Origin of the sequence: Pantoea rodasii (assembly GCF_002095465.1) — a bacterium.
Taxonomy (GTDB): Bacteria; Pseudomonadota; Gammaproteobacteria; order Enterobacterales; family Enterobacteriaceae; genus Pantoea; species Pantoea rodasii.
The window spans coordinates 42,589-67,594 of the sequence record NZ_MLFP01000019.1 but is presented as its reverse complement, the minus strand read 5'-3'; the positions used below and the strand labels follow the sequence as shown (position 1 = coordinate 67,594).

The 25,006-nt window shown below is 56.9% G+C and carries 18 protein-coding genes and 3 pseudogenes; 14 read left to right on the top strand and 7 right to left on the bottom strand.

Features of this window, described 5'->3' with window-relative positions:
• Positions 1 to 46 precede the first annotated feature (46 nt).
• Together HA45_RS19525 and HA45_RS19520 are read left to right on the top strand one after the other, a co-directional pair.
• The gene (locus HA45_RS19525; protein WP_100700244.1) at positions 47 to 1,252 is read left to right on the top strand and encodes an MFS transporter; all 1,206 of its coding nucleotides are present in this window, start codon (positions 47 to 49) and stop codon (positions 1,250 to 1,252) included.
• A 40-nt stretch (positions 1,253 to 1,292) separates the two neighbouring features.
• A complete protein-coding gene (locus tag HA45_RS19520) occupies positions 1,293 to 2,153 on the top strand; it encodes an NAD(P)-dependent oxidoreductase (protein ID WP_100700243.1) in 861 nt (286 codons plus the stop codon).
• Here HA45_RS19520 and HA45_RS19515 read toward each other — a convergent pair.
• Entirely contained in the window at positions 2,110 to 3,075 is a 966-nt protein-coding gene (locus tag HA45_RS19515; RefSeq protein ID WP_128599011.1) for a LysR family transcriptional regulator, read from the bottom strand. The two genes, HA45_RS19520 and HA45_RS19515, sit on opposite strands and share 44 nt — an antisense overlap.
• 110 nt (positions 3,076 to 3,185) lie before the next feature.
• Here HA45_RS19515 and HA45_RS19510 point away from each other — a divergent pair, with 110 nt between their 5' ends.
• The 3 genes from HA45_RS19510 to proX all read left to right on the top strand — a co-directional run bounded on the left by HA45_RS19510 (position 3,186) and on the right by proX (position 7,075).
• Positions 3,186 to 4,325: a M20 family metallopeptidase gene (locus HA45_RS19510; protein WP_100700241.1), complete on the top strand. Its 1,140-nt coding sequence runs from the start codon at positions 3,186 to 3,188 to the stop codon at positions 4,323 to 4,325.
• A complete protein-coding gene (locus HA45_RS19505; RefSeq protein WP_100700240.1) occupies positions 4,312 to 5,712 on the top strand; it encodes a YfcC family protein in 1,401 nt (466 codons plus the stop codon). The genes HA45_RS19510 and HA45_RS19505 overlap by 14 nt, the downstream gene beginning before the upstream one ends.
• 364 nt (positions 5,713 to 6,076) lie before the next feature.
• Complete coding sequence (gene proX / locus HA45_RS19500) at positions 6,077 to 7,075, top strand: glycine betaine/L-proline ABC transporter substrate-binding protein ProX (protein ID WP_100700239.1); 999 nt, start codon at positions 6,077 to 6,079, stop codon at positions 7,073 to 7,075.
• Positions 7,076 to 7,143: 68 nt separating this feature from the next.
• Here the strand turns inward: proX and HA45_RS19495 are convergent, their stop codons facing one another.
• Positions 7,144 to 7,836, bottom strand: coding sequence for a GntR family transcriptional regulator (locus HA45_RS19495; protein ID WP_244563484.1), 693 nt, complete (start codon positions 7,834 to 7,836; stop codon positions 7,144 to 7,146).
• Between the two features lie 156 nt (positions 7,837 to 7,992).
• On the opposite strand from HA45_RS19495, the gene HA45_RS19490 reads away from it, so the two are divergent.
• The 8 genes and pseudogenes from HA45_RS19490 (at position 7,993) to ddpX (ending at position 17,231) form a co-directional block, all read left to right on the top strand.
• Entirely contained in the window at positions 7,993 to 9,273 is a 1,281-nt protein-coding gene (locus HA45_RS19490) for a M20 family metallopeptidase (RefSeq protein ID WP_100700237.1), read from the top strand.
• A gap of 21 nt (positions 9,274 to 9,294) precedes the next feature.
• Positions 9,295 to 10,893 carry an ABC transporter substrate-binding protein gene (locus HA45_RS19485; RefSeq protein ID WP_100700236.1) on the top strand — a complete coding sequence of 533 codons (1,599 nt, stop codon included), beginning with the start codon at positions 9,295 to 9,297 and terminating at the stop codon, positions 10,891 to 10,893.
• A 9-nt stretch (positions 10,894 to 10,902) separates the two neighbouring features.
• On the top strand, positions 10,903 to 11,850 hold the full coding sequence (locus tag HA45_RS19480; protein ID WP_100700235.1) for an ABC transporter permease: 948 nt from the start codon (positions 10,903 to 10,905) through the stop codon (positions 11,848 to 11,850).
• Positions 11,843 to 12,670: an ABC transporter permease gene (locus HA45_RS19475; RefSeq protein ID WP_100700234.1), complete on the top strand. Its 828-nt coding sequence runs from the start codon at positions 11,843 to 11,845 to the stop codon at positions 12,668 to 12,670. Before HA45_RS19480 ends, HA45_RS19475 begins: the two co-directional genes overlap by 8 nt.
• A complete protein-coding gene (nikE, locus tag HA45_RS19470) occupies positions 12,670 to 14,307 on the top strand; it encodes a nickel ABC transporter ATP-binding protein NikE (protein WP_100700233.1) in 1,638 nt (545 codons plus the stop codon). The genes HA45_RS19475 and nikE overlap by 1 nt, the downstream gene beginning before the upstream one ends.
• Before the next feature lie 10 nt (positions 14,308 to 14,317).
• Positions 14,318 to 15,543, top strand: a pseudogene (locus HA45_RS19465) (M20 family metallopeptidase).
• On the top strand, positions 15,543 to 16,655 hold the full coding sequence (locus HA45_RS19460; protein WP_100700231.1) for a M24 family metallopeptidase: 1,113 nt from the start codon (positions 15,543 to 15,545) through the stop codon (positions 16,653 to 16,655). Before HA45_RS19465 ends, HA45_RS19460 begins: the two are co-directional and overlap by 1 nt.
• A 15-nt stretch (positions 16,656 to 16,670) precedes the next feature.
• A complete protein-coding gene (gene ddpX / locus HA45_RS19455; RefSeq protein ID WP_100700230.1) occupies positions 16,671 to 17,231 on the top strand; it encodes a D-alanyl-D-alanine dipeptidase in 561 nt (186 codons plus the stop codon).
• 3 nt (positions 17,232 to 17,234) lie between these two features.
• On the opposite strand, the pseudogene HA45_RS19450 reads toward ddpX, so the two are convergent.
• Positions 17,235 to 18,720, bottom strand: a pseudogene (locus HA45_RS19450) (MFS transporter).
• A 173-nt stretch (positions 18,721 to 18,893) separates the two neighbouring features.
• Here HA45_RS19450 and HA45_RS19445 point away from each other — a divergent pair.
• Positions 18,894 to 19,841 (top strand): helix-turn-helix domain-containing protein, encoded by a 948-nt coding sequence (locus HA45_RS19445; RefSeq protein WP_244563480.1) that lies wholly within the window; start codon positions 18,894 to 18,896, stop codon positions 19,839 to 19,841.
• Positions 19,842 to 19,934: 93 nt separating this feature from the next.
• Here the strand turns inward: HA45_RS19445 and HA45_RS28710 are convergent.
• From HA45_RS28710 to HA45_RS19425, 4 genes and pseudogenes are all read right to left on the bottom strand, one after another.
• Positions 19,935 to 20,249: pseudogene (locus HA45_RS28710) on the bottom strand (iron chelate uptake ABC transporter family permease subunit); the annotation flags it as partial.
• A 62-nt stretch (positions 20,250 to 20,311) separates the two neighbouring features.
• Entirely contained in the window at positions 20,312 to 21,766 is a 1,455-nt protein-coding gene (locus tag HA45_RS19435; protein WP_128599008.1) for an iron ABC transporter permease, read from the bottom strand.
• Positions 21,763 to 22,647, bottom strand: coding sequence for an ABC transporter substrate-binding protein (locus HA45_RS19430; RefSeq protein WP_100700228.1), 885 nt, complete (start codon positions 22,645 to 22,647; stop codon positions 21,763 to 21,765). The genes HA45_RS19435 and HA45_RS19430 overlap by 4 nt, the downstream gene beginning before the upstream one ends.
• Entirely contained in the window at positions 22,647 to 24,995 is a 2,349-nt protein-coding gene (locus HA45_RS19425; protein WP_100700227.1) for a TonB-dependent siderophore receptor, read from the bottom strand. The genes HA45_RS19430 and HA45_RS19425 overlap by 1 nt, the downstream gene beginning before the upstream one ends.
• Positions 24,996 to 25,006: the final 11 nt, after the last annotated feature.

Genomic DNA, 25,006 nt, shown 5'->3' with positions numbered 1-25,006 from the left:
GCCTAAAAATATACCAATCGATACACAAGTAATTTCAGAAGGACTTATGGAAAAAGAACTCGCACTCACCGGTCAAGATAATGCGACAGAACGGCTGCCGATATCGGCTCTGCTGGCGCTGGCGATGACGGGCTTTATTTGCATCATCACCGAAACCTTGCCCGCCGGGCTCCTGCCGCAAATGGCGGCGGGGCTGAATATCTCAAACGCGCTGGCAGGCCAGACGGTCACGGCTTATGCGCTGGGATCACTGATCGCCGCGATTCCATTGACCATTGCGACACAGGGTTGGCGGCGCAGAAACGTGCTGCTGCTGGCTATCGCCGGGTTCCTGATTTTCAATTCCATCACGGCGCTGTCCGCCAATTACTGGCTCACGCTAACGGCACGCTTTTTTGCTGGCGTGGCGGCGGGATTGTCTTGGAGTTTGCTGGCGGGCTATGCACGCAGGATGGTGGCGATCCACCAGCAGGGCAAAGCGATGGCGATCGCCATGGTGGGCACGCCCATCGCCTTGTCGTTAGGGGTGCCGCTCGGCACCTGGCTGGGTGGCGTGATGGGCTGGCGCAGCGCCTTTGCGATTATCTCGGCCTTAACCATTGTGCTGGTGGTGTGGGTGCTGGCCAAAGTGCCTGATTATCCTGGGCAGTCACGCCATGAACGCATGCCGTTGCTAAAGGTGCTTACCACGCCAGGCGTGAGACCGGTGCTCAGCGTGGTAATTGCCTGGATGTTGGCTCACAACATTCTCTACACCTATATCGCTCCGTTTCTGCAATTGGCTGGCTTGGGTTCGCAAGTGGATATCGTGCTGCTGGTGTTCGGGCTGTCGGCGTTGCTGGCGATAGCTGTGACCGGGCGTCTGGTCGATCACCATTTACGCCGCAGCGTGCTGGTGAGTCTGGCGGTTTTTGCCCTGGTTTCATTGGCGTTCATGGGCTTCCCGCACGTTCCAGCGGTGCTGTATTTCGGCGTGGCCGTATGGGGATTGACCTTCGGCGGAGCGGCAACTTTGTTGCAAACGGCACTCGCGGATACTGCTGGAGAGGGCGCTGATATCGCGCTTTCCATGAACGTAGTGGCGTGGAACGGCGCGATTGCGGCGGGCGGCATCACGGGCGGCATTCTGTTGAATCACTGGGGTGCGCAGTCGTTTCCACCGGTTTTGCTTGTGCTGCTGGCGATCGCTTTTGTCATCACATTGCGGGCTCGTGATCACGGGTTCAGTTCCGGCGCGCGCACCGGCCATTAATCTCGACTCCTGCGTTCAACGCTATCAACAGGGTACTAAGATGAATATTGCAATTATCGGACTGGGTGCGATGGGGAGTGCCATCGCACAACATTTTATCGCCGCTGGGCATCAGGTTTCAGGATGGAGTCGCTCCGCTCGTGATGTGCCGGGATTGACAGCACTCACTTCCGCCGCTGAAGCTTTTCAGGCTGATGTGGCGATAACGCTGCTCCCTGACGATGCTGCGATTGAGGATGTGATCATCAATGATGATCTGCTCAGCAAAGCCAGTCCGCCTCTGGTTCACATCGTGATGTCGACAATTTCGGTGGCCTATTCTCATGAGCTGGCGCAACGCCATCAGACTGCCGGCATTGCGTATGTCGCGGCACCGGTGTTGGGAAGGCCGGACGTTGCCGCGCGCGGCGAGTTAAATGTGCTGGCAGCGGGAGAACCTTCAGCGCTCAGCAGAGTGGAACCGGTGCTGGCATTGATCGGTAAACGCATCTGGCATATGGGCGAAACCCCGGCAGCGGCTCACGCGGCGAAGATTGCTTGTAACATGATGATCACCATGGCGATTGAAGCAATGGCGGAAGCCGTGGTGCTCACCGAAGCCAACGGGCTGGAACGTGAGCGCTTCTTTGATCTGATCCTCAATACCTTATTCAGCAGCCGCAGTTATCAGGTCTATTCCGCCAACATCATGCAGGAAGTGTATGAACCCGGCTTCAAGGCCAGCCTCGGGTTAAAAGATCTGCGTCTGGCGCAGGCCGCCGCCGCTCAAGCTCAGGCTGAACTGCCGATGTTGCAGGCGGTGCATCAGCAAATGCATCGGGCGGTGGAGGCCGGTGGCGGCGATCGCGACTGGTCGATCATGGCGGATTACACGTTGCGTTCGTCAGCGCAAAAACGCTAGCACTACGATGCGTGTGGCGTCCCATCAAAAACTGACACAGCATTTGCCACAGATGTTGTGCCGCAGGGGTAAAACGGTGGTCGGCGCTGCGCAACAGATGGCATTGGCTCTCACGGGCGATGCGATGGTTGATCGGCACCGCCACCAGATTGCGCGAACTTAAAGCATCTTCCACCACCTTGGTGGTCATAAAGGCGATGCCCATGCCCGCCTGGCTTAGTGCGATGGCGCTGGTAAAGAGGTTGCAGCTATAAGCAGGGCTGAATAACAAACCTTCCTGCGTGAACATGGCATTCATATAGCTCTGAATCCCAAAGTCTTTATCCATGCCGATCAGGGGATAGTGGACGAGATCGGTAACATCGACTTGCTCGTACAACGCGATGGGATGCTCGCGTCGCACAATGGCGCATATCGGCCCTCGGCTGTAGCTGTGGCATTTGAGTCCTGGCGGGCCAATCGGACCAAAGCCCACGGCCATATCGACTTCCCCCTTGGTGATCAGGGACACGGTGGTTTGCATATCGCCGGACAAGATATTGATGAACACCTCAGGATAGCCTTGTGAAAACGGCTGAAACACGTACTTCACCACCTCATCCACCATTCCCTGGCCCACGCGGATGGTGATGGACCCGCCGCGCTTGTGGCGCAGATCTTTTAGGCGTCGTTCTAAATGGCTTCTGCGCTGGTGCGTTTGGGCATAATCCTCAGCCAGCAGTTTTCCGGCCTCGGTCAGCACCACGTTGCGGCCCCGACGCTCCAGCAACGGCAGCTGCATTTCGCGCGCCAGCTGCGAAAGCTGGCGGCTGATGGCAGCCGGATCAACGTCTAACGCTTCAGCCGCGCGACGAATGCCGCCGTGGATACCCACTTCATATAAGTATCTTATGGATTTATCGGGATAGAGCAGCATTGCCATAGGTTTTTGTTATCTGTTGATCTCCGGTCAACAATAATAGCGTTTTATACCCATTTTTTAAGCCCTATTTTATCCTCATACTCGGGATTCACTTGGTGAGGACAGAAGTAATGAAAAATATAATAAGTTATTTGCAACAGCATTCAGGCGAAATTCTCTCGGATATCAAAACCCTGGTGGCAGCAGAGTCACCGTCAATGAACAAGGCGGCGGTGGATCGCTGTGGCGACGTGCTGCGTGCCCTGTTCGCTGCACGTCTGGGCATTGATGCTGAAATTGATGTACAGGAACATTACGGCAACCATCTCAAGTTCACGCTGGGTTCAGGCAGTGAACAAACCGTGGTGCTGGGCCATTTTGATACCGTCTGGGATGAAGGCGAACTGCCGATGCGCGAGGAAGACGGCAAGTTTTACGGTCCCGGTATTCTGGACATGAAAGCCGGTCTGGTGCAGTCGATCTGGGCGGCGCGAGCCTTAAAAGAACATGACTTGCTGGCGGGCAAACGCATTGTTTTCATGTGCGGCAGCGATGAAGAAGTCGGCAGCCCAAGCTCCAGCGACTGGTTGTCACAACATGCGTTGGGATCATCGCAGGTGCTGGTGGTCGAGCCAGCGGTGGCCGGAACCGGTGCACTGAAAATCGCACGCAAAGGCACCGGACAGTACCAGGTTGCTATCACCGGATTGGCCGCGCATGCCGGTAACAATCCAGAAGAGGGCATCAGCGCGGTGCAGGAGATGGCGCATCAGGTGCTGTTCCTGCATGGATTGAATGCACCGGATCGCGGCACCACCGTCAACGTGGGCATTGCACAGGGTGGCAATCGCATCAATGTGGTGGCGGATAAAGCGGTACTGGGCATTGATACGCGCGTCACCAGCGAAGAAGAAGCCCAGCGCATTCACGCTGAAATCACCCAGATTCAGCCGCACTTAGCGGGCATCAAGCTGGAGATTACCGGTGCACAGTCACGTCCGCCAATGCGCCAGAGCGCTGAGTCGCTGGTGATCATGCAGCGTGCGCAAGCGATGGCACAACAGATCGGTTTCAGCGTGGAAGGGCAATCGGTGGGCGGCGGCAGCGACGGCAATTTCACTGCGGCGTTGGGTATCCCTACCTTAGACGGTTTGGGCGCGACCGGCGCAGGTATTCATGCGCGTCATGAACACATCATCATTGCCGATATTGCTTCACGCACCGCGCTGGTTGCGGGTCTTATGCTGGGAGAGACTCATGTCCCAGGTTAATGTTGAGAAAAATAATGCGATGCAACCGGCGGGTAAAAAGAGCGAGCAGAGTCCTTATTTGCTGCTGTTTATCATTCTGGTTCTGGCAGCGGTAGCCACCTGGATTATCCCGGCTGGCAAGTTTGATCATGAAATCCGTAATGGCGTGACCTTTGCCATCAAAGGTAGCCTGCATGAAGTGGCGCGCACCGGTGTTTATCCCGGCGAGATTTTCATGGCCATCGTGCAGGGTGTGATCAAAGCGGCACCGATCATTTTCCTGATTCTGTTTACCGGCGGATTGCTGGCGGTGATTGAAGCCACAGGGGCGATTGCCACTGCGCTGAACTCGCTGTCACGCAGCACCAAAATCAGCGATACCCGTTTGATCCTGATTTTTGCGGTAATCTTCGCTGTGCTCGGCAGTACTGGCGTGGTGCAAAACTCGGTGGTGGCTTTTGTGCCGATTGGCCTGCTGGTGGCGCGTTCGTTGGGCTTACCGCCGGTTATTGGCATGGCGCTGATCTACCTGACCTGCGCGGCAGGGTTCAACGTCGCGTTCCTCGGCCCGGCGACCACCGGTCTGACACAGCATCTGGCGCAACTGCCGCTGTTCTCGGGCATGTTACTGCGCGGCATCACCAACCTGCTGTTTGTGTTAACGGTGGCGATTTACCTGATCATTACCGTGAAGCGCATGCGTAAAAATGGTCAGGTGCGCGCGGACATTACGGTGGAAAGCGCTGAACCACTGGCGATCACCGGTCGCCATAAACTGATTCTGCTGACCTGCGCAGTGACGCTGATTCTGTTTATGGTGGGCACGGTTCAGCTGCATTGGGCCACCAATGAGATGTCGGCGATGTTTATCATCCTGTCGATTATGGTTGGCTTGATTGGTCGCCTGTCCGGTTCTGCCATTGCTAACACCTTCCTGTCTGGCTGTTCTCAGCTGGTCAAAGGCGGCTTTATTGTCGGGATGGCGGGCGCGATTTCGGTGGTGCTGCAGCAGGGCAATATCCTCGATCCGATCGTTGGCTTCCTGTCAGACTTGCTGGCGCCGGTTCCGCCAGCGATTGCCGCCGTGGGCATGTTTGTTAGTGCCGCACTGATGCACTTCGGTATTTCATCCGGTTCGGGCGAGTCTGCTTTGCTGATTCCGATTTTCTCCCCGCTGGGTGATAACCTCGGTCTGACACGTCAGGTCACGGTGCAAACGGTGTTGTTAGGCGAAGGGATTGTGAACTCCATCAGCCCAACTTCAGGCGTGCTAATGGCCGCGCTGGCCACCGCCAATATCTCGTTCGGCAAATGGCTTAAATTCGTAGCACCGGTGGTGGCGATTTGGTTTGCGATTTGCGTGGTGACGCTGCTGATTGGCGTGGCGATAAACTGGGGTCCGTTCTAAATATTCTCCTCTGATAAAAGGGATGGCCTTTTCGGCATCCCTTTTATCATCGCCACTGATATTTTATTAGCGGTTGCAGCACGGAAATAATGTGGTATGGTAACTGCACGATTAATTTACCGGAGTGAATGTCGCGGACCTGATAACAGGAAATAGGGTCTGTCACCAGATATCATAATGATGAATTCTGACTTTTCTTTTTTCTCCACCTACAACACCCGCCTTCGTTACGCACGTCACTATCTGCAACAGTAATATTCTGATTTTAAACTTTTACTGACAGCCGCATTTCATCTCTCTTTATTGCAGAGACATATTCTGACGCCATTCGCTGGCATCGACCAAAATAATAAGGTTCTTAATTATGACCAGGAAGAAATTACTTGCGATTTCCCTCACTGCGTTAATCAGTTCACCGACACTGTTTGCTGCCGACTTGCCGGGCAAAGGTGTGGCGGTCTCCCCGCTGCAGAGCACCTTGCCGGAAGAGGCGTTCCAAACTGAGCTGATTAACAGAGCGCTGGAAAAACTCGGATACGAGGTTAAACCCACCGAGGAAGTGGACTACAACGTCGCCTATACGGCGATAGCGGCAGGCGATGCCACTTACATGGCGGTCAACTGGGAGCCGCTACAGAATGATATGTATGACGCGGCGGGTGGAGACAATAAATTCTATCGCCAGGGCACCTATATCAGCGGTGCCGCGCAGGGTTATTTGATCGATAAAAAGACCGCCGACAAATATCACATTACCGATATTTCACAGCTGAAAGATCCCAAGCTAGCCAAGCTATTTGATGCTAACGGCGATGGCAAAGCCGATCTGGCCGGATGTAATCCAGGTTGGGTCTGTGGCCAGGTGATTAATGCACAAATTGACGCTTATGGTTTGAGTCAAACGGTGCAGCAGAATCAGGGTAATTATTCCGCGATTATTGCTGATACCTTGACGCGTTATAAAGCCGGCAAGCCGGTGCTCTATTTCACCTGGACACCTCATTGGGTGAGCGATGAATTAAAACCGGGCCGTGATGTAGTGTGGCTGACGGTGCCATTCTCAGCCACGCCGGGATCGCAGAAAAATGAAGATACCGCGCTGGCTAACGGCAAGAATTATGGTTTCAAAGCCAACAACGAGCATGTGGTGGCCAATAAAGCCTGGGCAGAAAAAAATCCTGCCGCCGCCAGGCTGTTCGCCATCGTCAAACTGCCGCTCAATGATGTCAATGCGCAAAACCAGCGCATGCACGCCGGTGAGTCCTCCAGCGAAGACATTCAGCGTCACGTGGACGGCTGGATTCACGCGCACCAGACCACGTTTGATGGCTGGGTAAAACAGGCCGCAGCGGCCGCGAAATAACGTTAGCAACAGGCTTCAAAAGGTAAATCTGGTTCACGCCCTGTGGTTTTGCAGGGCGTGACGCCGTCTCACCTCACCTCATTCACATACATGAAGTGCTCAGTGCAAAAACGATGGTGCGCCAGGATGACCGGTATCGCACTCTGGTCAAAAGACACTTCATCAATCACCATCACCGCTTGCGGCAATTTCAGCTCCAGCAGCGTTGCATCTTCCTCAGTTGCCAGTTGTGCGGTGATTTGTTCTCGCACCGCAGCCACGCGGACATCGTAATGCTCGAACAGGAAGCGATACAGCAACGGCGGCAAGCGCTCCGCAGGGGGGAAATCTGGCAGGCGTGCAGCAGGCAGTATCAGCGTTTCATGCATGGCAGCAATACCTTTCACCCGACGCGAACGTTTCAGGCGTATCACGTCATCCCCCACGGCGATCTGCAGTTTCTCAGCTTCCTGCTCGTGGGCTTTGCCCAACTGATAATCCAGCAGTGTCGTTTCCGAGTGCAGTAAACCGCCGCTTTTGTCATGCAAGCGAAAATACTGGAAGAAGTGGCTGAGGTTATGCAGCGGTGCCCAGCCGGTCACCACCGTGCCGGTCTTGCGACGGCGCATCAACATCCCTTCGGTAGTCAACGCCGCCAGCGCTTTGCGTATTGTCCCCACCGACACGCCAAACTTCGCCGCCAGGCTGTTTTCACTTGGCAGGATCGTGCCCGCAGGGAGTTCACCTTGCAGGATCGATTCGCTGATATGGCGTTTCACCACTTCATACAACGGCGCGCCTTCTCCCTCGCTTAAACGAGAGAATTGGGGAGTGTCGTCTGCGTCATAGTTTTTTGCATGTTTCTGATTACCGATTGACCTGCATCCTTAAATTGCATTATCTATAAACTATATAGAAATACAACAGACGATAATCCTATGTTGCACAATTCTCGCCTTAACAGTGCGTTAGAAGAAATTGCGGACGACATCGCACAAATTACTGACGATATGCAGCGCATGCTGGCAGTGGATACCTGCTTTCCACCGGGCAATGGTTACGCGCAGTTCGCCGATCTGATGACGCAATTGCTGGCACCCATGAACTTCAGCTTTCAGCGCGTCTTAGTGCCAGAAAATCTATGGAAAGCGCCGGATGGCAGTGCGCACGGCGAGCGAGTGAATCTGCTGGCAACGCTTGACTGTGGCGCAGCCGAAAACTGCAATCTCTACTTTCACACTGACACGGTGCCCGCGGGCGATGGCTGGCGATTTCCGCCGTTGGCGTTGACGGTGGCAGAAGGCAAGCTGTTTGGCCGTGGCGCGGCGGACATGAAAGGGACGATAGTGGCGGCAATGGCGGCGGTGCGTGCCGCACAAGCCTTGAATTTGCCGCTGCGTTTCAACCCGGTCTTTCTGCTGTGTACCGATGAAGAGGGCGGACTCTATCCCGGTATTCGCTATCTGGCAGAGCAGCAGCTTTTCGCCGGGCATCTGTTGAGCTTCAACGGGGGCGCAGTGCCGCGCATTTGGGCGGGTTGCTTTGGCAGTATCGATCTCAAGGTGATTATCACCGGGCGCTCTGCGCATTCCGGCGATCCGCTGCATGGCATTAACGCCATCGAAGCCGCGTTACCGCTAATGAACGCGCTCTATCAGCTCAAAGGCGAAGTGGAGCAGCGCACCTCGGCAATGCCAGCACCGCCGCACTATCAAGATAAACCGCTGACCTCACTGTTAACGCTGGCCGCCGCGCACGGTGGCAGCAAAGGCTCGACCATCCCCGAACGTTTTGAACTGTTGATCAATCGACGTTATGCCCCGGAAGAGGCGTTTGACGATGTCTGGCAGGAACTTAACCACTGCATTAACCACGCCATGCATCACAGCCCGGCACTTGATGTCACGGTGCAAATGATTGGTCATCTGGCACCGGTGGCCAATCCAGATGGTCCGCACTGGCCGCGCTGGCAGGCCGCGCTCATCCAGGGCTTTGGTTTTAAAGCGGACGAATTTAAACCCTGGGGATCTTCAACCAGTTCAGATATGGGCTGGGTTCAACAGGCCGGTATTCAGGAAATTTTACTGGGCGGTTTAGCCCGCCCCGACAACCGTATTCATGCCGCCGATGAGTTCACAACGATGGCAGATGTCATAGCACTTTCGCAGTCCATTCTGGCGTATCTCGCCGATGAGTTTCAGCCAACCCAGGGTATTTAACAAACTAACGAGGAAGAGAAGATGTGCGCGATGAAAGGGTTAAACCGCAGACAGTTTATCACCAGCTCTACCGCTCTGACCGGTGCAGCCATGTTGCCCTGGTCGTTCTCGGCCCATGCCGCAGCGGTGGCCAGCGCGACGCCGGGCAACACGCCACGTAAAGGCGGCGTATTACGTATTAGTGTCGATCAGGCGGTCAGCGTGCTGAATCCGCATCAGGTGCGCGTCAACCCGGAATATCTGGTGGCGGAGTTGCTCTACAGCGGCCTGACGCGCCTGACGCAGGAGATGAAAGCCGAAGCAGACTTAGCGCAATCCTGGCAGGCGAGTGCCGATCTCAAGCAGTGGACCTTCACCCTGCGTCCGAACCTCAAGTTCAGCGATGGCACGGCCTTAACCTCGGCTGACGTGGTTGCCAGTTTGCAGGCGCTGCTCGATCCGAAAAATGCTTCTCCGGCACTGCATAATATCGGCCCGATCAAAGCGGTGAGCGCCAAAGATACCAACACCGTACTGATTGAAACCGATGCCCCTTACGCTGACTTACCGGTGATGCTGGCCTATCCTGACGCGAAAATCATTCCTGCCAGCATTGTCCAGGGGCAGTACGACAAGCTCAATAAGGCTTCGCTGGGCGCGGGTCCGTTCCAGCTGGTTTCCTACGATCCTGAACGCAAAATTGTGGTGAAGCGTAATCCGCATTACTACGATCCGGCACGTCCTTATCTGGATGGCGTGGAAGTGGTGGTTTATCCCGATGGCATCGCGGAAAGCTCGGCGCTGATCTCCGGCGATACTGATTTGATGTTGAGCGCACAGTCGAGCGAATTTGCCCGTCTTTCTAAATCGTCCGGTGTATTGCCACTGCGCGTGGCGTCTGGTCAGTTCCTCAATGTGAATATGGGCTGCGATCAAAAGCCGTTTAATGATGTGCGCGTGCGTCAGGCACTGGCCCTGTGTGTGGATCGCCCGGCATCGGTGGATTTTGTTGCCGATGGCCTCGGTTCACCGGGCAACGATACGCCGATCAACGCCGCTTACCCTTACTTCGCCAACCTGGCAAAAAAAGCGGTGGATTACAGCAAAGCCAAAGCATTACTGGCGGATGCGGGTTATCCCAACGGCCTCGATTTAACCTTGATTGCCTCGGATAAACCGGCGACTCGTACCCAGCTAGGTATCGCGCTGCGTGAGATGGCCAAGCAGGGCGGTTTCCGCATTGACGTGCAGACCATGGCACACAGCACCTATCTCGATCAGGTGTGGAAAAAAGGCAACTTCTACGTCGGCTTCTACAACATGCAACCGACGCCGGATGCGGTGTTCTCGCTGCTGTACACCTCGACCGCATCATGGAATGAAACCCGCTGGAACAACGCCGATTTCGATAGCGCAGTCAACGCCGCCGGTGAAACCAACGATGATGCCCAGCGCACCACGCTGTACGGCAAAGCGCAGCAGCTGATGCATGACGAAGTACCTTCGCTGATCCCGACCTTCTTCGATTTGCTGGCAGCCAGCCGCGATTACGTCGGCGGCTATCATCTGCATCCGCGCGGTGCGGTGTTCCGTCTCGACCATACCTGGTTAACTGACAAAGCACCCAAGCGTGCAGTGTAAGGAGCGATCGTGACAGCGAGTTATCTGCTTAAACGCCTGCTGCTGATGATCTACACCTTGCTGGTGGTGTCATTGCTGGTCTTTGGCATCACGCAGCTGTTGCCAGCGGACGCCGCTGTCACCTTGCTGGGTCAAAACGCCACGCCAGAGGCGCTTGCCGCCGTGCGTGAGCGGCTGGGATTGGATGCGCCCGCCTGGTTGCAGTATTGGCATTGGTTAAGCCAGGCGTTGCAGGGCAATTTTGGTGTGTCGATGCGCAATGGCCTTGAAGTGGGGCCGACCTTGTTAACCGCGCTGTCGCGTTCTCTGCTGCTGGCGGTGTGCGCACTGCTGCTGATGCTGGTGATCGCCATTCCGCTCGGTATCTGGGCGGCAGTCCGGCGCGGCAAAACCGCTGATGTGCTGGTTAGCGTCATCTCCTATATCGGCATCTCATTCCCGGAATTTGTCACCGCCACGCTGGTGCTGCTGCTGTTTGCCGACGTCTGGCAGATTCTGCCCGCCACCGGCTATGTGCCGCTGAGTGAAAACTTCATCAGCGGCGTGCAGCACCTGATTTTGCCGTCGATTACCGTGGCGCTGATTCTGGTGGCACACGTCTCGCGCATGGTGCGTTCGGAGATGGTCGATGTGCTGCACACCGACTACATCCGCGCCGCCTGGCTTAAAGGGCTGTCGCGCCGCCGCATTCTCTGGCGTCACGCGCTGCGCAATGGCTTGTTGCCGACCATCACCATTGTGGCGTTGGATGTCGGTTACCTGCTTGGCGGCATTGTGGTGGTCGAGGAAATCTTCGCCATTCCTGGTATCGGTCGTGAGCTGATTGTTGCCGTGCAGGCACGCGATCTGCCCACCATTCAGGCCGGCGTGATGATTCTCGCCGCGATCTATTCAGTGGTGAACTTCCTCGCCGATTTGACCTACGTGGTACTGGATAAGCGGATTTCTTATGCCTGATATTTTAAAACGTTTACTGCGTTCACCGCAGGGCGCGGTGGGTGTGCTGATTATCCTGCTGTCGCTGCTGATGGTGGTGGGTGGCGCGCATGTCGCGCCCTTCGATCCCGAGTCGATCTCAATTCTGACGCGTTACAAACCGCCAAGTGCCGTGCACTGGTTTGGCACCGATCAGATGGGCCGCGACATCTTCAGTCGGGTGATGGTCGGCGCACGCTCTACCATCGTGCTGTCATTACTGGCAACCGCATTAGCCATGGTAATTGGCTCGATACTGGGCACCGCTTGCGCCTATCTGGGCGGCAAGATCGATGAGTTTATGATGCGCACCATGGATGCGGTGATGGCGATCCCCAGCCTGCTGTTTGCCCTGTTGATTGTCAGCACGCTAGGTCAGAGCAGCATGAATGCGGTGCTGGCGATCACCATCGCGTTTGTGCCGGGCATGGTGCGTATTTCACGCAGCGTGGCGCTGGCGGCGCGGCAGCAGGATTACATTAACGCGGCGATTGCCCGTGGTGAAGCTGGGCACTACATCATCCTGCGCGAGATGCTGCCGAATATCCTGGCACCGATCATCGTTGAAGCCACCATCCGCGTTGCCTTTGCCATCATGCTGTTTGCCACGCTGAGCTTCCTTGGTTTGGGCGCACAACCGCCTGAGCCAGAGTGGGGATTGATGGTCTCTGAAGCGCGCACTTATTTCTTCACCGCGCCGTGGATGATGATGATTCCCGGCCTGGCGATCGCGCTGGTGGCGATTGGTTTTAACTTACTGGGTGATGGGCTGCGAGATGTGCTCAATCCAAGGAGCCACTGATGAGTGTGAAACCTGAGCCGGTGCTGTCGGTGGAAAATTACAGCCTTGATTATGCGTTACAAAACGGTGAGTTACTGCCGGTGCTGCGCGACATTACCTTGAACGTGATGCCCGGCGAGGTGCTGGGTTTAGTCGGGGAATCCGGCTCCGGTAAAACCACGCTTGGCTGGGCAATCATGCGCTGGCTGGCGGGAAATGCGCGAGAGAAGTGGGGCGACATCCGCCTCAATGGAGAGAGCCTGCTGAGTTTACCCGCCCCAAAACTGATGGCCTTGCGCGGCGCGAAGCTGGGGATGATTTTTCAGGACCCGAGCGCTTCGCTCAATCCTACTCTCACGCTGGGCGAACAGGTGACGGAAGTGCTGCGTCGCCATCGTGGCTTAACCGCGCGTGAAGCGCAGGCGCTGGGCGAGTCGCTGTTGCATGACGTCGAATTAAAGCATCCAGCGCGCATGATGCGCCGTTATCCACATCAGGTTTCCGGTGGTGAGAAACAGCGCATCCTGATCGCCACGGCTTTCGCCTGCCAGCCGGACTGCATGATATTCGATGAGCCCACCACCGCGCTGGATGTCATCAGCTCGGCACAGATCCTCGATCTTTATGAACGCCTGCGTGAAGAGACGGGCGTGGCCTCGCTGTATATTTCGCACGACCTGGCGCTGGTGGCGAAAGTCGCCGATCGCGTTTGCGTGCTGGAAAAAGGGCGGATTGTGGAGCAGGCCGACACGCATAGCCTGTTTAGCGCACCGCAAAGCAGCTACACCCGCAAGCTGATTAACGCTGTGCCGAATCCGCAGCAGCGTCTGGTACAGGATGCTGCGGGCTTACAGCCGTTACTGACGCTGGACAACCTCACCATCGACTACGGCCATCAAGGCTTTGTCGATCGCTTGCTCAAGCGTGAAGCCAATACCACGCGTGCCGCCAACGCGGTTTCGCTCACCGTGCATCAGGGCGAAATCCTCGGTGTGGTCGGAGAGTCGGGCTCAGGGAAATCCTCGTTGGGCAAAGCGATTACCGGACTGGTGCCGTTCAGCGGCGAACTTGATTTCTGCGGCTATGTGCTGCAGGGCCGGGCGCAGATGGATAAAGAGTATCGTCGCCGCGTACAGATGATCTTCCAGCATCCTGATGCCTCACTGAATCCGCGCATGACCATCGGCGAAATCATCGCACGTCCGCTGCGCTTATACGGTTTGCCACCGGGGGAAACCGAAGCGCAGGCCGTTGCACGTTTATTAGAGGAAGTGCGACTTCCGGCTGAATTCGCCTCGCGCTATCCGCACGCGCTGTCCGGTGGTCAGAAGCAGCGTGTTGCCATTGCACGCGCGTTCGCCAATCCACCGGATCTAGTGATTTGCGATGAGATTACCGCCGCGCTGGATGTGTCGGTGCAAGCCACCATCATCGAACTGTTGCTGGAATTGCGCCGCCGTTACGGCACCGCGTATCTGTTTATCACCCACGACCTCAACCTGATACGTCAGATCGCTCATCGCGTGGCGGTGATGTATCGCGGCGATGTAGTGGAAGTGTTGCCCGGTGAAAACATGACCGCGCTGGCACAGCATCCCTATACCCGTGCACTGCTTGAAGCGGTGCACGTTCCCGACTTATCCCAATCCGTTGCTTAACGAGAAAAGCATGAATCCTGAACAGTTAATTCATCATATCGATCGCGAGTTCTGCCTCTCTTTCCTGGCCAAAATGGTGCAGCACAAGAGCTATAGCGCCACCGACGGCGAACGTGAGTTAGCACGCTACATGGCAGAACAGATGGCGCAGCTGGGCCTGGAAACCGAACTGCAAAAAGTGCCCGGCGATCGTCTCAATGCCATCGGCCGCCTGGCGGGCAGCGGTGGCGGTAATAGCCTGCTGTTCAACGGTCATCTGGACACTAATCCGGTGACCGAAGGCTGGACGGTGGATCCTGGGCGGGAAAAATTGACGACCAGTTCATTTACGGCATTGGCGTCTCCAACATGAAAGCGGGCGATGCCGCCTATTTCTGCGCGCTGAAAACGTTGATTGATGCCGGCGTGAAACTGAAAGGCGATGTGATTCTGACCTACGTGGTGGGCGAATTGCAAGGCGGTATCGGCACGTTGGCAGCGATTGAGCAGGGCGTACGCGCCGATTACTTTATCAATGCGGAACCCACCGATCTCCAGGCACTGACCATGCACGCGGGATCGCTGATGTTCACCATTGAGTTGACGGGCGATACGCGTCATCTGTCGAAACGTGAAGACGCGGTGGATGCGATCAATGCCGCCGTCGAACTGATTCCGCAGATAAACGGCATGGTGTTCAGCGGCGCAAAAAGCGATGAGCATCTGAAGGTCAACCGGGGGCATATCGGTACCGTACACGGCGCACTGGGGCGCGATCTGGAAGAGTGGCGTCCGCCGCAGGTCGCAGACTTCGTGCGCTTGAAAGGTTCAGCCCGCTTTGCACCGGGTCAAACCGTTGAAGGCGTGTTAGCGGACCTGCAAGCGCTGCTGGATACGCTGTGTCAGCGCTTCCCCGGCCTGAAAGCAGAGCTGTTTGATGATGGTATCCGCGACAAGCCAACCATGCTGCCGTTTGAAGTGTCGCCAGAGTCACCGATTGTCAAAGCGGTGAATCGCGGCTGGAAAACGGTGCGTGGCACCGAACAGCCTACTGGCGTCATCACGCCGCCAGCGTTCTTCGGCACTGACGCCGCACATCTTTATCAGCATGCGGGTATGGAAGGTATCGTGTGCGGCCCCGGCGGCAAATACAACACCATGCCGGACGAACGCGTTGAGATCACGGAATTCCTCGATATGGTGCGCATCTATCTGCTCGCGATACTGGAGATCTGCCAGCCGGTCGAGGGCGCATAATGAATGCTGCCGCGCTAAGCCGCCTGCGTGCCGCGATGCAGCAGGCCAATGTGGATGTGATGATCGTCGATCATGGCGAACTGCTGGCCTGGCTGACTGGTTATACCGTGTCGGAAACCCTGTATCGCGCTTGTCTGGTTCCGCTTAACGGCGATCCCTGGATGGTGCTGCGCCAGTTGGATGAAGCACCGTGCCGCGCGCAATCGCCCACGCTGGCGGTAGAAAGCTATCGTGACGATCAGGACCCTTGGTCGGCGGTGGCGCACAGTCTGATTCGACGCGGTTATCAGCGTGCACGCCTTGGCGCGGATTACACCTCCTACGGCATGACGGTGCACAGCTGGCAGCAGCTGTCGCGCCATCTGCCAGACGTGCAGTGGTGCGATTTAACCGGTGTGAGCGATCGGCTGCGCAGCGTGAAATTCCCGGCGGAGCTGGAGGCGCTGCGTCAGGCCTCCGCGATTGCGGATAGTACGATGGATAAGATTGGCAAAGCCGTACAGGGCGGCTGGCGCGTACGCGATGTCGCTGCGCTAGCGGCGGGCGAATTTTTGCGTTTGGGTGCAGACACCGGAGAAACCGGGCCCATCGTCATTGCCAGCGGCGATAACGGTTTTCTGCATGCCAGCGGTCACGAGCAGCGTTTACAGCGTGGCGATGTGCTGCACGTTGAGCTGATCCCCAAAGTGAAACACTACAGCGCGCGCCTGATGCGTCCGTTTATTGTGGGTGAGATTTCCGCCCAGCGTGCTGAGCTGGCGCAGCAGCTCATCGCGATACAGGATGCACAGTTTAGGGCCATGAAACCCGGCGTTAGCGCACGGGAAGTGGATGCGATTGTGCGCGAGGGGTTATTGAATAAGGGACTCCGCGCGGATTACCCCAACATCACCGGTTATGCGCTCGGGCTGTATACGCGCACGCCGCGCCCGAGTGATTTTTCCTGTAGCTTCCATGCAAAAGCGGAGTGGTTACTGGAGGAGGATATGGTGTTCCATATGTATACTTCTGCGCAAAGTCTGGCGTTCAGTGAGACCATCCGCGTGACGCCGCAGGGCGCAGAGCGGCTGACAACGCTGCCGCGCCAGCTATTATCATTGCCGGAACATTGATCAACAGGATAAAGGATGACGCAGGACCTTTTACTCACCGACTTAGCCGCTACTTTTCCGACTTTGGCTTTTGATCTGAAATACGCCACGACCGATAACATCACCGGGCACGCCATTTATTGCGAAGCGCGGGCCTTGCTGCATCCAGAAGCGGCGTGCGCGCTGCAAAAAAGTGTCGAAGTTGCCCGACTGGCTGGCTTAACCTTATTGGTCTTTGATGCATATCGCCCGCAGCAAGCGCAGTGGCATCTGTGGGATGCCTGCCCGGATGCCGACTACGTAGTACCGCCCGCCACGGGCTCGAATCACAGCCGTGGCGTGGCAATTGATCTGACGTTAGTGGATGACGCAGGCAACGTGCTGGATATGGGCACCGCCTTTGATTCAATGGAAGATCTGTCGCATCCGTTTCATCCCGATGTGCCGCAACAGGCGCAGCGGCACCGTTTGATGCTTAACGCGATTATGCTGGCAGGCGGTTTTGTCGGCATGCCAACCGAGTGGTGGCATTTTGAGTTACCGAATGCGCAGCGATATCCGCTGCTGGAAGACCGCTTTGGCTGCGTGGCGCGATAGCCGTTAATCTCGCCGGCATTCACTGACCGCCCGATTAGCGGTGTTGGGCATTTTCAGGTTAAACAGCAGGTAACTCGCCAGCGCCAGAACGCCCACACCTAGCGCGCCATAGGTCAGCACTGCGGAAAAACCGTCGGCCAGCACCTGCGAGGCGATATCGCGGCTAAGTGCAACCTCCGCGCCAGCCGCTATCCGCTCTGCTAAAGCGGCCACATCGCTGGAGGCAGGGATCCGCTGCCGCAAACTGGCGGCGATACCGGCCACCAGCAGGCTGCCCATCAATGCGATGTTGATCGCCAGCGTAATTAAACGCGCACTGATATCAATCCCAGATGCCATGCCGACCCGATTGGCCGCAACGGAACCGGTGGTTGTATTGGTCACAGGTGTATTGGTGAGTCCTAGCGCTGTTCCCGCCAGCAGGGCACCGGGCAACAAACTCAGCTGATACGCAACGGCCAGCTTCATCAACACAAACCCCAAACCGATCGAAAATAGCCCGAGGGGGAATGATGCGGGCAGCGCCAAATCGCAGCACCAGCTTTTCCCCTATCGGCGGCATCAATAAGGTGGGCAGGGTATAAGCAAGCAACGCGATGCCGGTTGCGATACTGCTGTACCCGAGCCCGCTCTGATAATAAACCGGCAGGTAAATCATCAGCGGCCAAAAGCTGAAGTTCATGCCAATCGAACCCATCAAAGCCCCCGAAAAGGAGCGAATGCGAAATACCGAAAAATCAAACATCGGGTGCGGATGGCGCTTCTCCGTTCGGATAAACAGGACCGCGCTAATCAGGATCACCAGTATGATTAGCCGGGCCTCAAGGCTACCCCAACCGATGCTGCCGCCCTGGGTGATGAGATAGGTCACCCCGACCACGCATATCGTCAGCGTCATCAAACCGCCCACATCGAGTTTTTTAGCCTGGCTATCCTGGGATTCCACCACATTTTTCAGCGCCAGCACCAACGTCAGCAGCGCGATAAAGCCGTGCACCAGAAATACCCATTGCCAGCTCAAAACCGCCACCAGTATCCCGCCGATGATAGGACCGAAACCGAGGCCAAAGCCAAAGGTAATCCCCCACGCGGCAAATGCCCGGCTACGCGCTTTTCCCTGGGGAAACTGGAACGACAGAATGGCGATCAGACAGGTCAACATCGCGCCGCCGCTCAGTCCTTGCAGGAAACGTCCCACAATCAGCCAGAACGCACTCCCGGCCAGCCCACACATCACTGAGGTCAGGCCAAAGCCGATGATGCTGATGATAAAGATGCGTTTGCGGCCATAGTTATCTGCCAGCGTGCCGGTCGCCATTAAAACGGCGGTACAGGCCAGCGTATAGGCATTCATGATCCACTGCAGATCGTGAAAATTTGCCTGCATCTCCTTTTCCAGTACCGGTAAAATCACTGGCACGCTGGAGATTTCCAGCCCCGACATCAATGCGGCTAAGCACACCGCCATCAGCGCCAACATGTTTTTCATCCTGAATTCCTGCGTAACGTTTAGAGCGTGCCAGCATGGAAGATTGAGGTAGCAGTGGAAATCCATGCCGATGCCAGATATCGTCAAGATCGTGCCAACATCATGGTTAAGGCTCACATGCAAATCACATCTTATCTGCGTTCCCATCCTGCTGCGCCGAAAACCGGCGGCTGGTGCTCCTGGCATATGAATGCCTCTGTACATTTGAATTTGGTACTGCCGTTGAGGCCTTTGGTCGCGCAGATGAAGTGCTTGGCCATCCGCTGTATGACCTGAGCGTGGCGTCGGTGGAAGACGGCGTGTTTGGTGCGCAGGGCGGCGTTCGTTTGGTGGTGGATGGCGGGCTTGAGTTACTGGAAGACGCCGGAACCATCGTCATCCCCGGCTGGCGCAGCGTATCTGCACCGGCATCTGATGCGCTGATTGCGGCATTACAACGTGCCCATGCTAATGACGCACGGATTGTCTCGATCTGCGCCGGAAGTTTTGTGCTCGGCGAAGCGGGTTTGTTGAATGGCAAGCGTGCCACCGCCCACTGGAACAGCACTGAGATCCTTGCCGAGAGATTTCCGCAGGTGCAGGTGGAACATGGCATGATCTACGTGGATGAAGGCAGCATCATCACGTCAGCGGGCGGTGCGGCCGGCGTCGATTTATGCCTGCATTTGATTCGACGCGATTACGGTATCGACGTCGCCAACCGCACCGCGCGCAGAATGGTGACGCCGCCGCTGCGGGAAGGCAGCCAGGCGCAGCTGATTCAACAACCGGTTCCACAACGCCGCAACAATAGCCTCGCGCCTCTGCTGGACGACTTGCGTAATAATCTGAACGCGCCACTGGTGATTGAGCAGTTGGCACGGCAAGTGGGCATGAGCCGTCGAACCTTTATTCGTCGCTTTCATGATGCTACCGGCACGTCGCCGGGCGAATGGTTGCTCGGCATTCGGCTGGAAAAGGCCTGCGCGATGCTGGAGAACAACGGGCTCAGCATTGATCAGGTCGCTGAGCAGGCGGGGTTTGGTTCTCCCGAAGCGCTGCGCCATCACTTCAGACAACGGTTCAACACCACGCCGACAAAATGGCGCAAGGCGTTCAGTGAGCGAGTTGTGATGGGGTGAATGTTGCTCAGCCTGACGTTCTGCGCAGCTGCCACAAAACCACGGTGCACCGATAAACGCGGTTAACAGCCCGGCGGAGATCGGCCACGGCCAGGCAATATTGCGCCCCAACCAGTCGGCGAGCACCATCAACAATCCTCCCATCAACGCGGCGGCACACAGCTGATGACGCAATAGATTGGCACCCAAGGCTCTGGCGCATTGCGGTGCCAGCAAGCCGATAAAACTCAGCGGGCCGACCAGCAGCGTGCCGGCGGCGGTGAGCAGGGCCGTCAGCAGCAGGATCAACAAATTTGTGCGGCGCAAGGCGATGCCCAATGACTGAGCGGTCGGCTGCCCTAATCCTAATAGCGTCAACCAGCGTTGCATCATCAACGCCAGCGGACACAACACCATCGCGGCAACCATCGCCCCGATGGCCATGCTTGCATCAATGTTGGCGGTCGAACCGGTGCTCCAGTTCAGCAGCATCAGGCTCGCGGGTCGCCACTCAGCATCAATATCATATTCAGCGCGCTGGCGAGGCTGGTGAGGCTCAAACCAATCAGCACCATTTTCTGTGGGTTAAACCCACTGCGTGCGCCAAACAAAAACAGCAACAGCATGGCGAGCAGACTTCCGACCACCGCAGCAGGCAGCATAAAAGTGAGTGGCCAGGAGGTGAACAACACGGTCAATAACACCGCCAGCGCTGCACCGCTGCTGATGCCGGTCAGCTCCGGGCTTGCCATCACATTGCCGGTTAAGCGTTGAATTAACACGCCCGCACACGCCAGCATCATGCCAGCACAGAGTGCACCGCTGATTCTCGGCCAGCGCCAGACCAGCAATTGCGAAGTGATTGCGCCCGGCGGTGTGCGGTTGAGCCAGAGAGACGCCGGCAGGACCAGCAGCAAAAGCAGCAACAGGATCCCCAGTTGACGAGTGTTGAAACGTGGTGTGGCGCTGACCCGCGTTTGCCCGGCCGGAAGATGTGTGGTGCGTTGCCGCATCAGCAGTATCAATAACAACGGTGCGCTTAACAGTGCCGTCACCGCACCTGTCGGAATATCGCCCGCCGCTGGGGAGAATCGAAATGCGAGCTGATCGACCAGCAGCAGTAAGGTTGCACCGGTGAGCATGCTGGCGATCAACTGCTGTGGGAAGCGGCGCAGGCCGCAGGCTTTCACCATGGCCGGAGCCGCCAGCCCGATAAAACTGATAATCCCCACCTGACTGGTGATCATCGCACTCAGCAAGACCGCCACGCCCAGCGCCATAATGCGCACCTGCACCGTGGCCAGGCCCAATGCACGGGCATTTTGTTCGGATAATCCCAGCACCGTTAGCGGCCTGACCAGCAGCAGGCTGGCGATCAGCGCGCAAGCCAGCGTTACCGACAATACCAGGCTGCTGCTCCAGCCGCTTTGCGTCAGTGTCCCGGCCTGCCAGCTAAACAGATCGCTGAGGTAGTCATGATTGAACAGCACCAATAGCGTGTTCAGCGCGTTGCCGTACAGGCTGAGAACCATGCCCACCAGAATCACGCTTAGCGGCGCGAATCGGCGGCCAGCGGTGAGCGCGATCAGGATCAAAATAGCCATCCCCGATCCGATCAGCGCCAGCAACGGCAAGCCGATGACCAGCAGGCCCGGCGCGAACACCAGCGCTGCGGACATCGCCAGATTGGCTCCGGCAGCCACACCGAGCGTTCCCGGCTCGGCCAGCGGATTTTGCAGCACCTGTTGGAATAGCAAACCGGCCAACGCCAGGCCCGCGCCGCACAGCAGGCTGATAGCGATGCGCGGCAGAAAGCTTTGCTCAACCAGCAGTAATGCAAGTGAGACGGGATAGCGTGCCAGCAGCGCGGTGTAATTGACGGTGACCAGCGTCAGTGCCGCAATAAAAGCAGCGCACACCAGCACCATGGCACTAAGGGGTTTCATGATGTGTATTCCAGCACGCGAGTGATATCGTCCGCCAGCCCAAGCGCCGTCGCGAGGCTGCCGAACGGGAAGAAATGATCCAAACGGGTGACACGCCCTTGTGCCACCATCGGCAAATGGTGCCATAAACCGTTCGGCTGTCGGGCGCGCATCAAACGCGTCATCGCCGTGGGTAACTCGGTGTAGAACAGCCAGTCGCACGGCAGATCGGCCAGTTCCTCAATGCGCACTCGCGCCACGTGCGCAGCGTTGACGGACGTTTGCCAGGCGTTGATCAGGCCCAACTGACGTAACACCGCATCAGCCAAACTGCCGCTGCCGTAAAGGGTCGCGTATTTTCCATCCTGATCCAGCACCATCACCAGCACGCGCTTGTGTTGATGATTAACCAGGCGCTGGCGATAAGAGTGCATTGCCGCATCGACCTGTTGCAGCCACTGAGTTGCGCGGAGGGTAACATCCAGGCGCGCGCCAAGTTGCTGGGTCCAGTCATGCAGGGTTTGCCATAAATCACCGGACGTCGCATATGCGGTGACGGTTTCTAGCGGGGCGATGGTCGCCATTTTGGTCATGACGGCCGCCGGGAGTGCATCGCTGATAATCAGTGCGGGGCGCAGGGCTGCGAGCATTTCGAGATTGGGCTCCCAGAAAGGCCCGATATCCTGCACGCTGGCAGGTAATAACGGTCGCGGAATGCGTTGGCGAAAATAGTGGCTATCGGATATCGCCAGCGGTGTGACGCCCAGGCTCAGCAGCGTTTCCGCTGCCGCCCAGTTAATCGCCACGATACGGTGGCGATCGAGATGCACCTGGCCCGCGCGTGCCGCCATGGGCAGCACGACGAGCATTTTAAGGCAGGTGCGACGACTGATGTTGGACATCAGAAGTTCAGTTTCAGCGAGCCTATAAAGGTGCGTTCCTGGCCAGGATAGCAGCTGGTATCGCCATCGCAGGTGCCGACATAGTGATGATCAAACAGGTTCTGCACGTTGAATCCGACCTGAATATTTCTGTTCACCTGATATTTCACGCCCGCATCCACCAGAGTGAAATTCTTCACCGGGATGGTGTTGGCGTTGTCGCCGTACATGCTGCCGATGTAACGCACGCCAGTGCTCAGCAACAGACCATCAAAGATGCCCTGATGGAAGCCGTAGTTCAGCCATGCCGATGCCATGTTTTTCGGCACGTTAGCCTGCTGCTTGCCCTGATCGCCATTGTTGCTTTTGGATATCTCGGCATCGGTGTAGGTGTAGGAAGCCAGCACATCGAGGTTAGACGTCAGCTGGGCCTGCGTTTCCCACTCGATGCCGCGTGAGCGCACTTCACCCGATGCCACCTGATAACCCGTGGCGAGGCCATCGACGATTTCATTGGTGAGCACGTTGGATTTGGTGATATCAAATGCGGCCAGCGTCATCAGCAGGTTGCTGTCCGGCTGATATTTCACCCCAATCTCATACTGATGCGCCTTGCTCGGGTCGAAGGTGCGGTTCTGGCTGTCGGTGCCGCTGTTGGGTACGAAAGACTCAGCGTAGCTGATGTACGGTGCCAAACCGTTGCCGACCAGATAGGTTAATCCCGCGCGGCCCGTCCAGGCATCTTTGTCCACCCATGAGCTGCTGCCGCTCAGGTTGTTCTGCGTGCGCATGCTGATATCGTCATGACGTCCGCCGAGCGTCACCAGCCATTGGTCGGTCACATGAATTTGATCCTGCAGGTACACACCCAACTGGGCGGTGGTTTGATCGTTGTTGTTCACGGCGTTGGTCGGATCGGCAATATCCAGACCGTAAACCGGATTAGTGATGCTGAGCGCAGGCGCAACGGCGCTGAAGCGTTTGGCGTTAGCATCCAGCCAGCTGTAATCCACCCCGGCCAGCAGCGTGTGCGCGACAGACGCCGTGTTGAAATCCATCTGCAGCTGGTTATCGATGTTGAAGGCTTTCATGTGCTCATCAAAACGAATGGCGTTGCGGGACACGGTGTTGGTGGTGAAGTCCGGATCGCCCGGCAGCAGGTTATTCAAAATGGTGTCAGTCTGGCCATAGCGCAGGTTCTGGCGGAACTTGATGCCTTCTGAGAGCTGCTGACTGAACTCATAGCCAACGCTGTATTGCTCCTGACGGAAGCGGTTGTAGTTGTAATCGCCGAGCAGCGTATCGGTGGTTTTGTTGCCTGGATTGGTCAACACTGCCACGGTGCCGCCGGAGGTATCACGCAGGTAATCAGCGCGCAGCGTCAGGCTGGTATCGGCGGAAGGCAGCCAGGTCAACGTTGGCGCAAGGTAAAGGCGATTATCTTCGACGCGCGGTCCATCGCGATACTGGAACTGGGTATCGCTGTCACGTGCAAGACCGACCACGCGATACAGCCATTGACCTTCATCATCGAGCTTATCGCTCATATCAAACTGCGCCTGGCGGCGGTTGAAATTCCCCAGTTGAACTTCGACTTCATGCACGCCGCGTGCGTCAGGCATTTTACTGACGCGGTTCACGATCCCGCCAGCATCACCGAGGCCAAACAGGGTTGATGAGGGACCGCGCACAATATCGACACGTTCGAGCGCGTAGGGCTCGGTACGGAAATAGCTGTAGCTGTTGTTGAGCTGGCGCAGGCCGTCACGGTAATCGTTGGTGGTCAGGGCGTTGAAGCCGCGAATGTAAATCCAGTCATAGCCTTTTGGATCGACTCCGTAGGTTTCGGTTTTCACTCCCGGCACGTAGCGCAACGCTTCGGTGACGCTTTGGACATTCTGGCGGTCCAATTGCTGACGCGTAATCACGGAAACCGACTGCGGCACTTCAAGCAGTGGCGTATCCGTTTTGCTGGCGCTGGTGGTTTGCTGCGGCACGGCGGAAGAGGCGTCGAGCGATTTGTTCACGGTGAGCGTGTCTTCACCGGTAGCGGATGGCGTGATGGACACGGTATCACCGTTCAACCTGGCGTTGAGCCCGCTGCCCGTTAATAACTGGCTCAGCGCGCCTTCTAACGTCATCGATCCGCTGACCGCCGGGGCCATTTTATTGGCAAGGGTAGCGGGTGCCGCAATCAGTTGCACATTGGCCTGGCGCGCCAGTTGATTAAGTGAGGTAGCCAGCGGTTGCGCGGGCAGAGCCAATGACAACGTCGCCGCTGCGTAGATACCCGCAGCCGGTAACGCCGCCGCCAGCGCGACCGCAAGATGCGGTGTACGCAACGCGCGTAAAACAGAAATAACAGCCATTCGTAATCCCC

What these genes read in the sequence shown, in the direction of transcription:
- HA45_RS19525 (WP_100700244.1), top strand. Translation starts at nt 47, where the DNA reads ATGGAAAAAGAACTCGCACTCACCGGTCAAGATAATGCGACAGAACGG.
- HA45_RS19520 (WP_100700243.1), top strand. Translation starts at nt 1,293, where the DNA reads ATGAATATTGCAATTATCGGACTGGGTGCGATGGGGAGTGCCATCGCA.
- HA45_RS19515 (WP_128599011.1), bottom strand. Translation starts at nt 3,075, where the DNA reads ATGGCAATGCTGCTCTATCCCGATAAATCCATAAGATACTTATATGAA.
- HA45_RS19510 (WP_100700241.1), top strand. Translation starts at nt 3,186, where the DNA reads ATGAAAAATATAATAAGTTATTTGCAACAGCATTCAGGCGAAATTCTC.
- HA45_RS19505 (WP_100700240.1), top strand. Translation starts at nt 4,312, where the DNA reads ATGTCCCAGGTTAATGTTGAGAAAAATAATGCGATGCAACCGGCGGGT.
- proX (WP_100700239.1), top strand. Translation starts at nt 6,077, where the DNA reads ATGACCAGGAAGAAATTACTTGCGATTTCCCTCACTGCGTTAATCAGT.
- HA45_RS19490 (WP_100700237.1), top strand. Translation starts at nt 7,993, where the DNA reads ATGTTGCACAATTCTCGCCTTAACAGTGCGTTAGAAGAAATTGCGGAC.
- HA45_RS19485 (WP_100700236.1), top strand. Translation starts at nt 9,295, where the DNA reads ATGTGCGCGATGAAAGGGTTAAACCGCAGACAGTTTATCACCAGCTCT.
- HA45_RS19475 (WP_100700234.1), top strand. Translation starts at nt 11,843, where the DNA reads ATGCCTGATATTTTAAAACGTTTACTGCGTTCACCGCAGGGCGCGGTG.
- nikE (WP_100700233.1), top strand. Translation starts at nt 12,670, where the DNA reads ATGAGTGTGAAACCTGAGCCGGTGCTGTCGGTGGAAAATTACAGCCTT.
- HA45_RS19460 (WP_100700231.1), top strand. Translation starts at nt 15,543, where the DNA reads ATGAATGCTGCCGCGCTAAGCCGCCTGCGTGCCGCGATGCAGCAGGCC.
- ddpX (WP_100700230.1), top strand. Translation starts at nt 16,671, where the DNA reads ATGACGCAGGACCTTTTACTCACCGACTTAGCCGCTACTTTTCCGACT.
- HA45_RS19435 (WP_128599008.1), bottom strand. Translation starts at nt 21,766, where the DNA reads ATGAAACCCCTTAGTGCCATGGTGCTGGTGTGCGCTGCTTTTATTGCG.
- HA45_RS19430 (WP_100700228.1), bottom strand. Translation starts at nt 22,647, where the DNA reads ATGTCCAACATCAGTCGTCGCACCTGCCTTAAAATGCTCGTCGTGCTG.
- HA45_RS19425 (WP_100700227.1), bottom strand. Translation starts at nt 24,995, where the DNA reads ATGGCTGTTATTTCTGTTTTACGCGCGTTGCGTACACCGCATCTTGCG.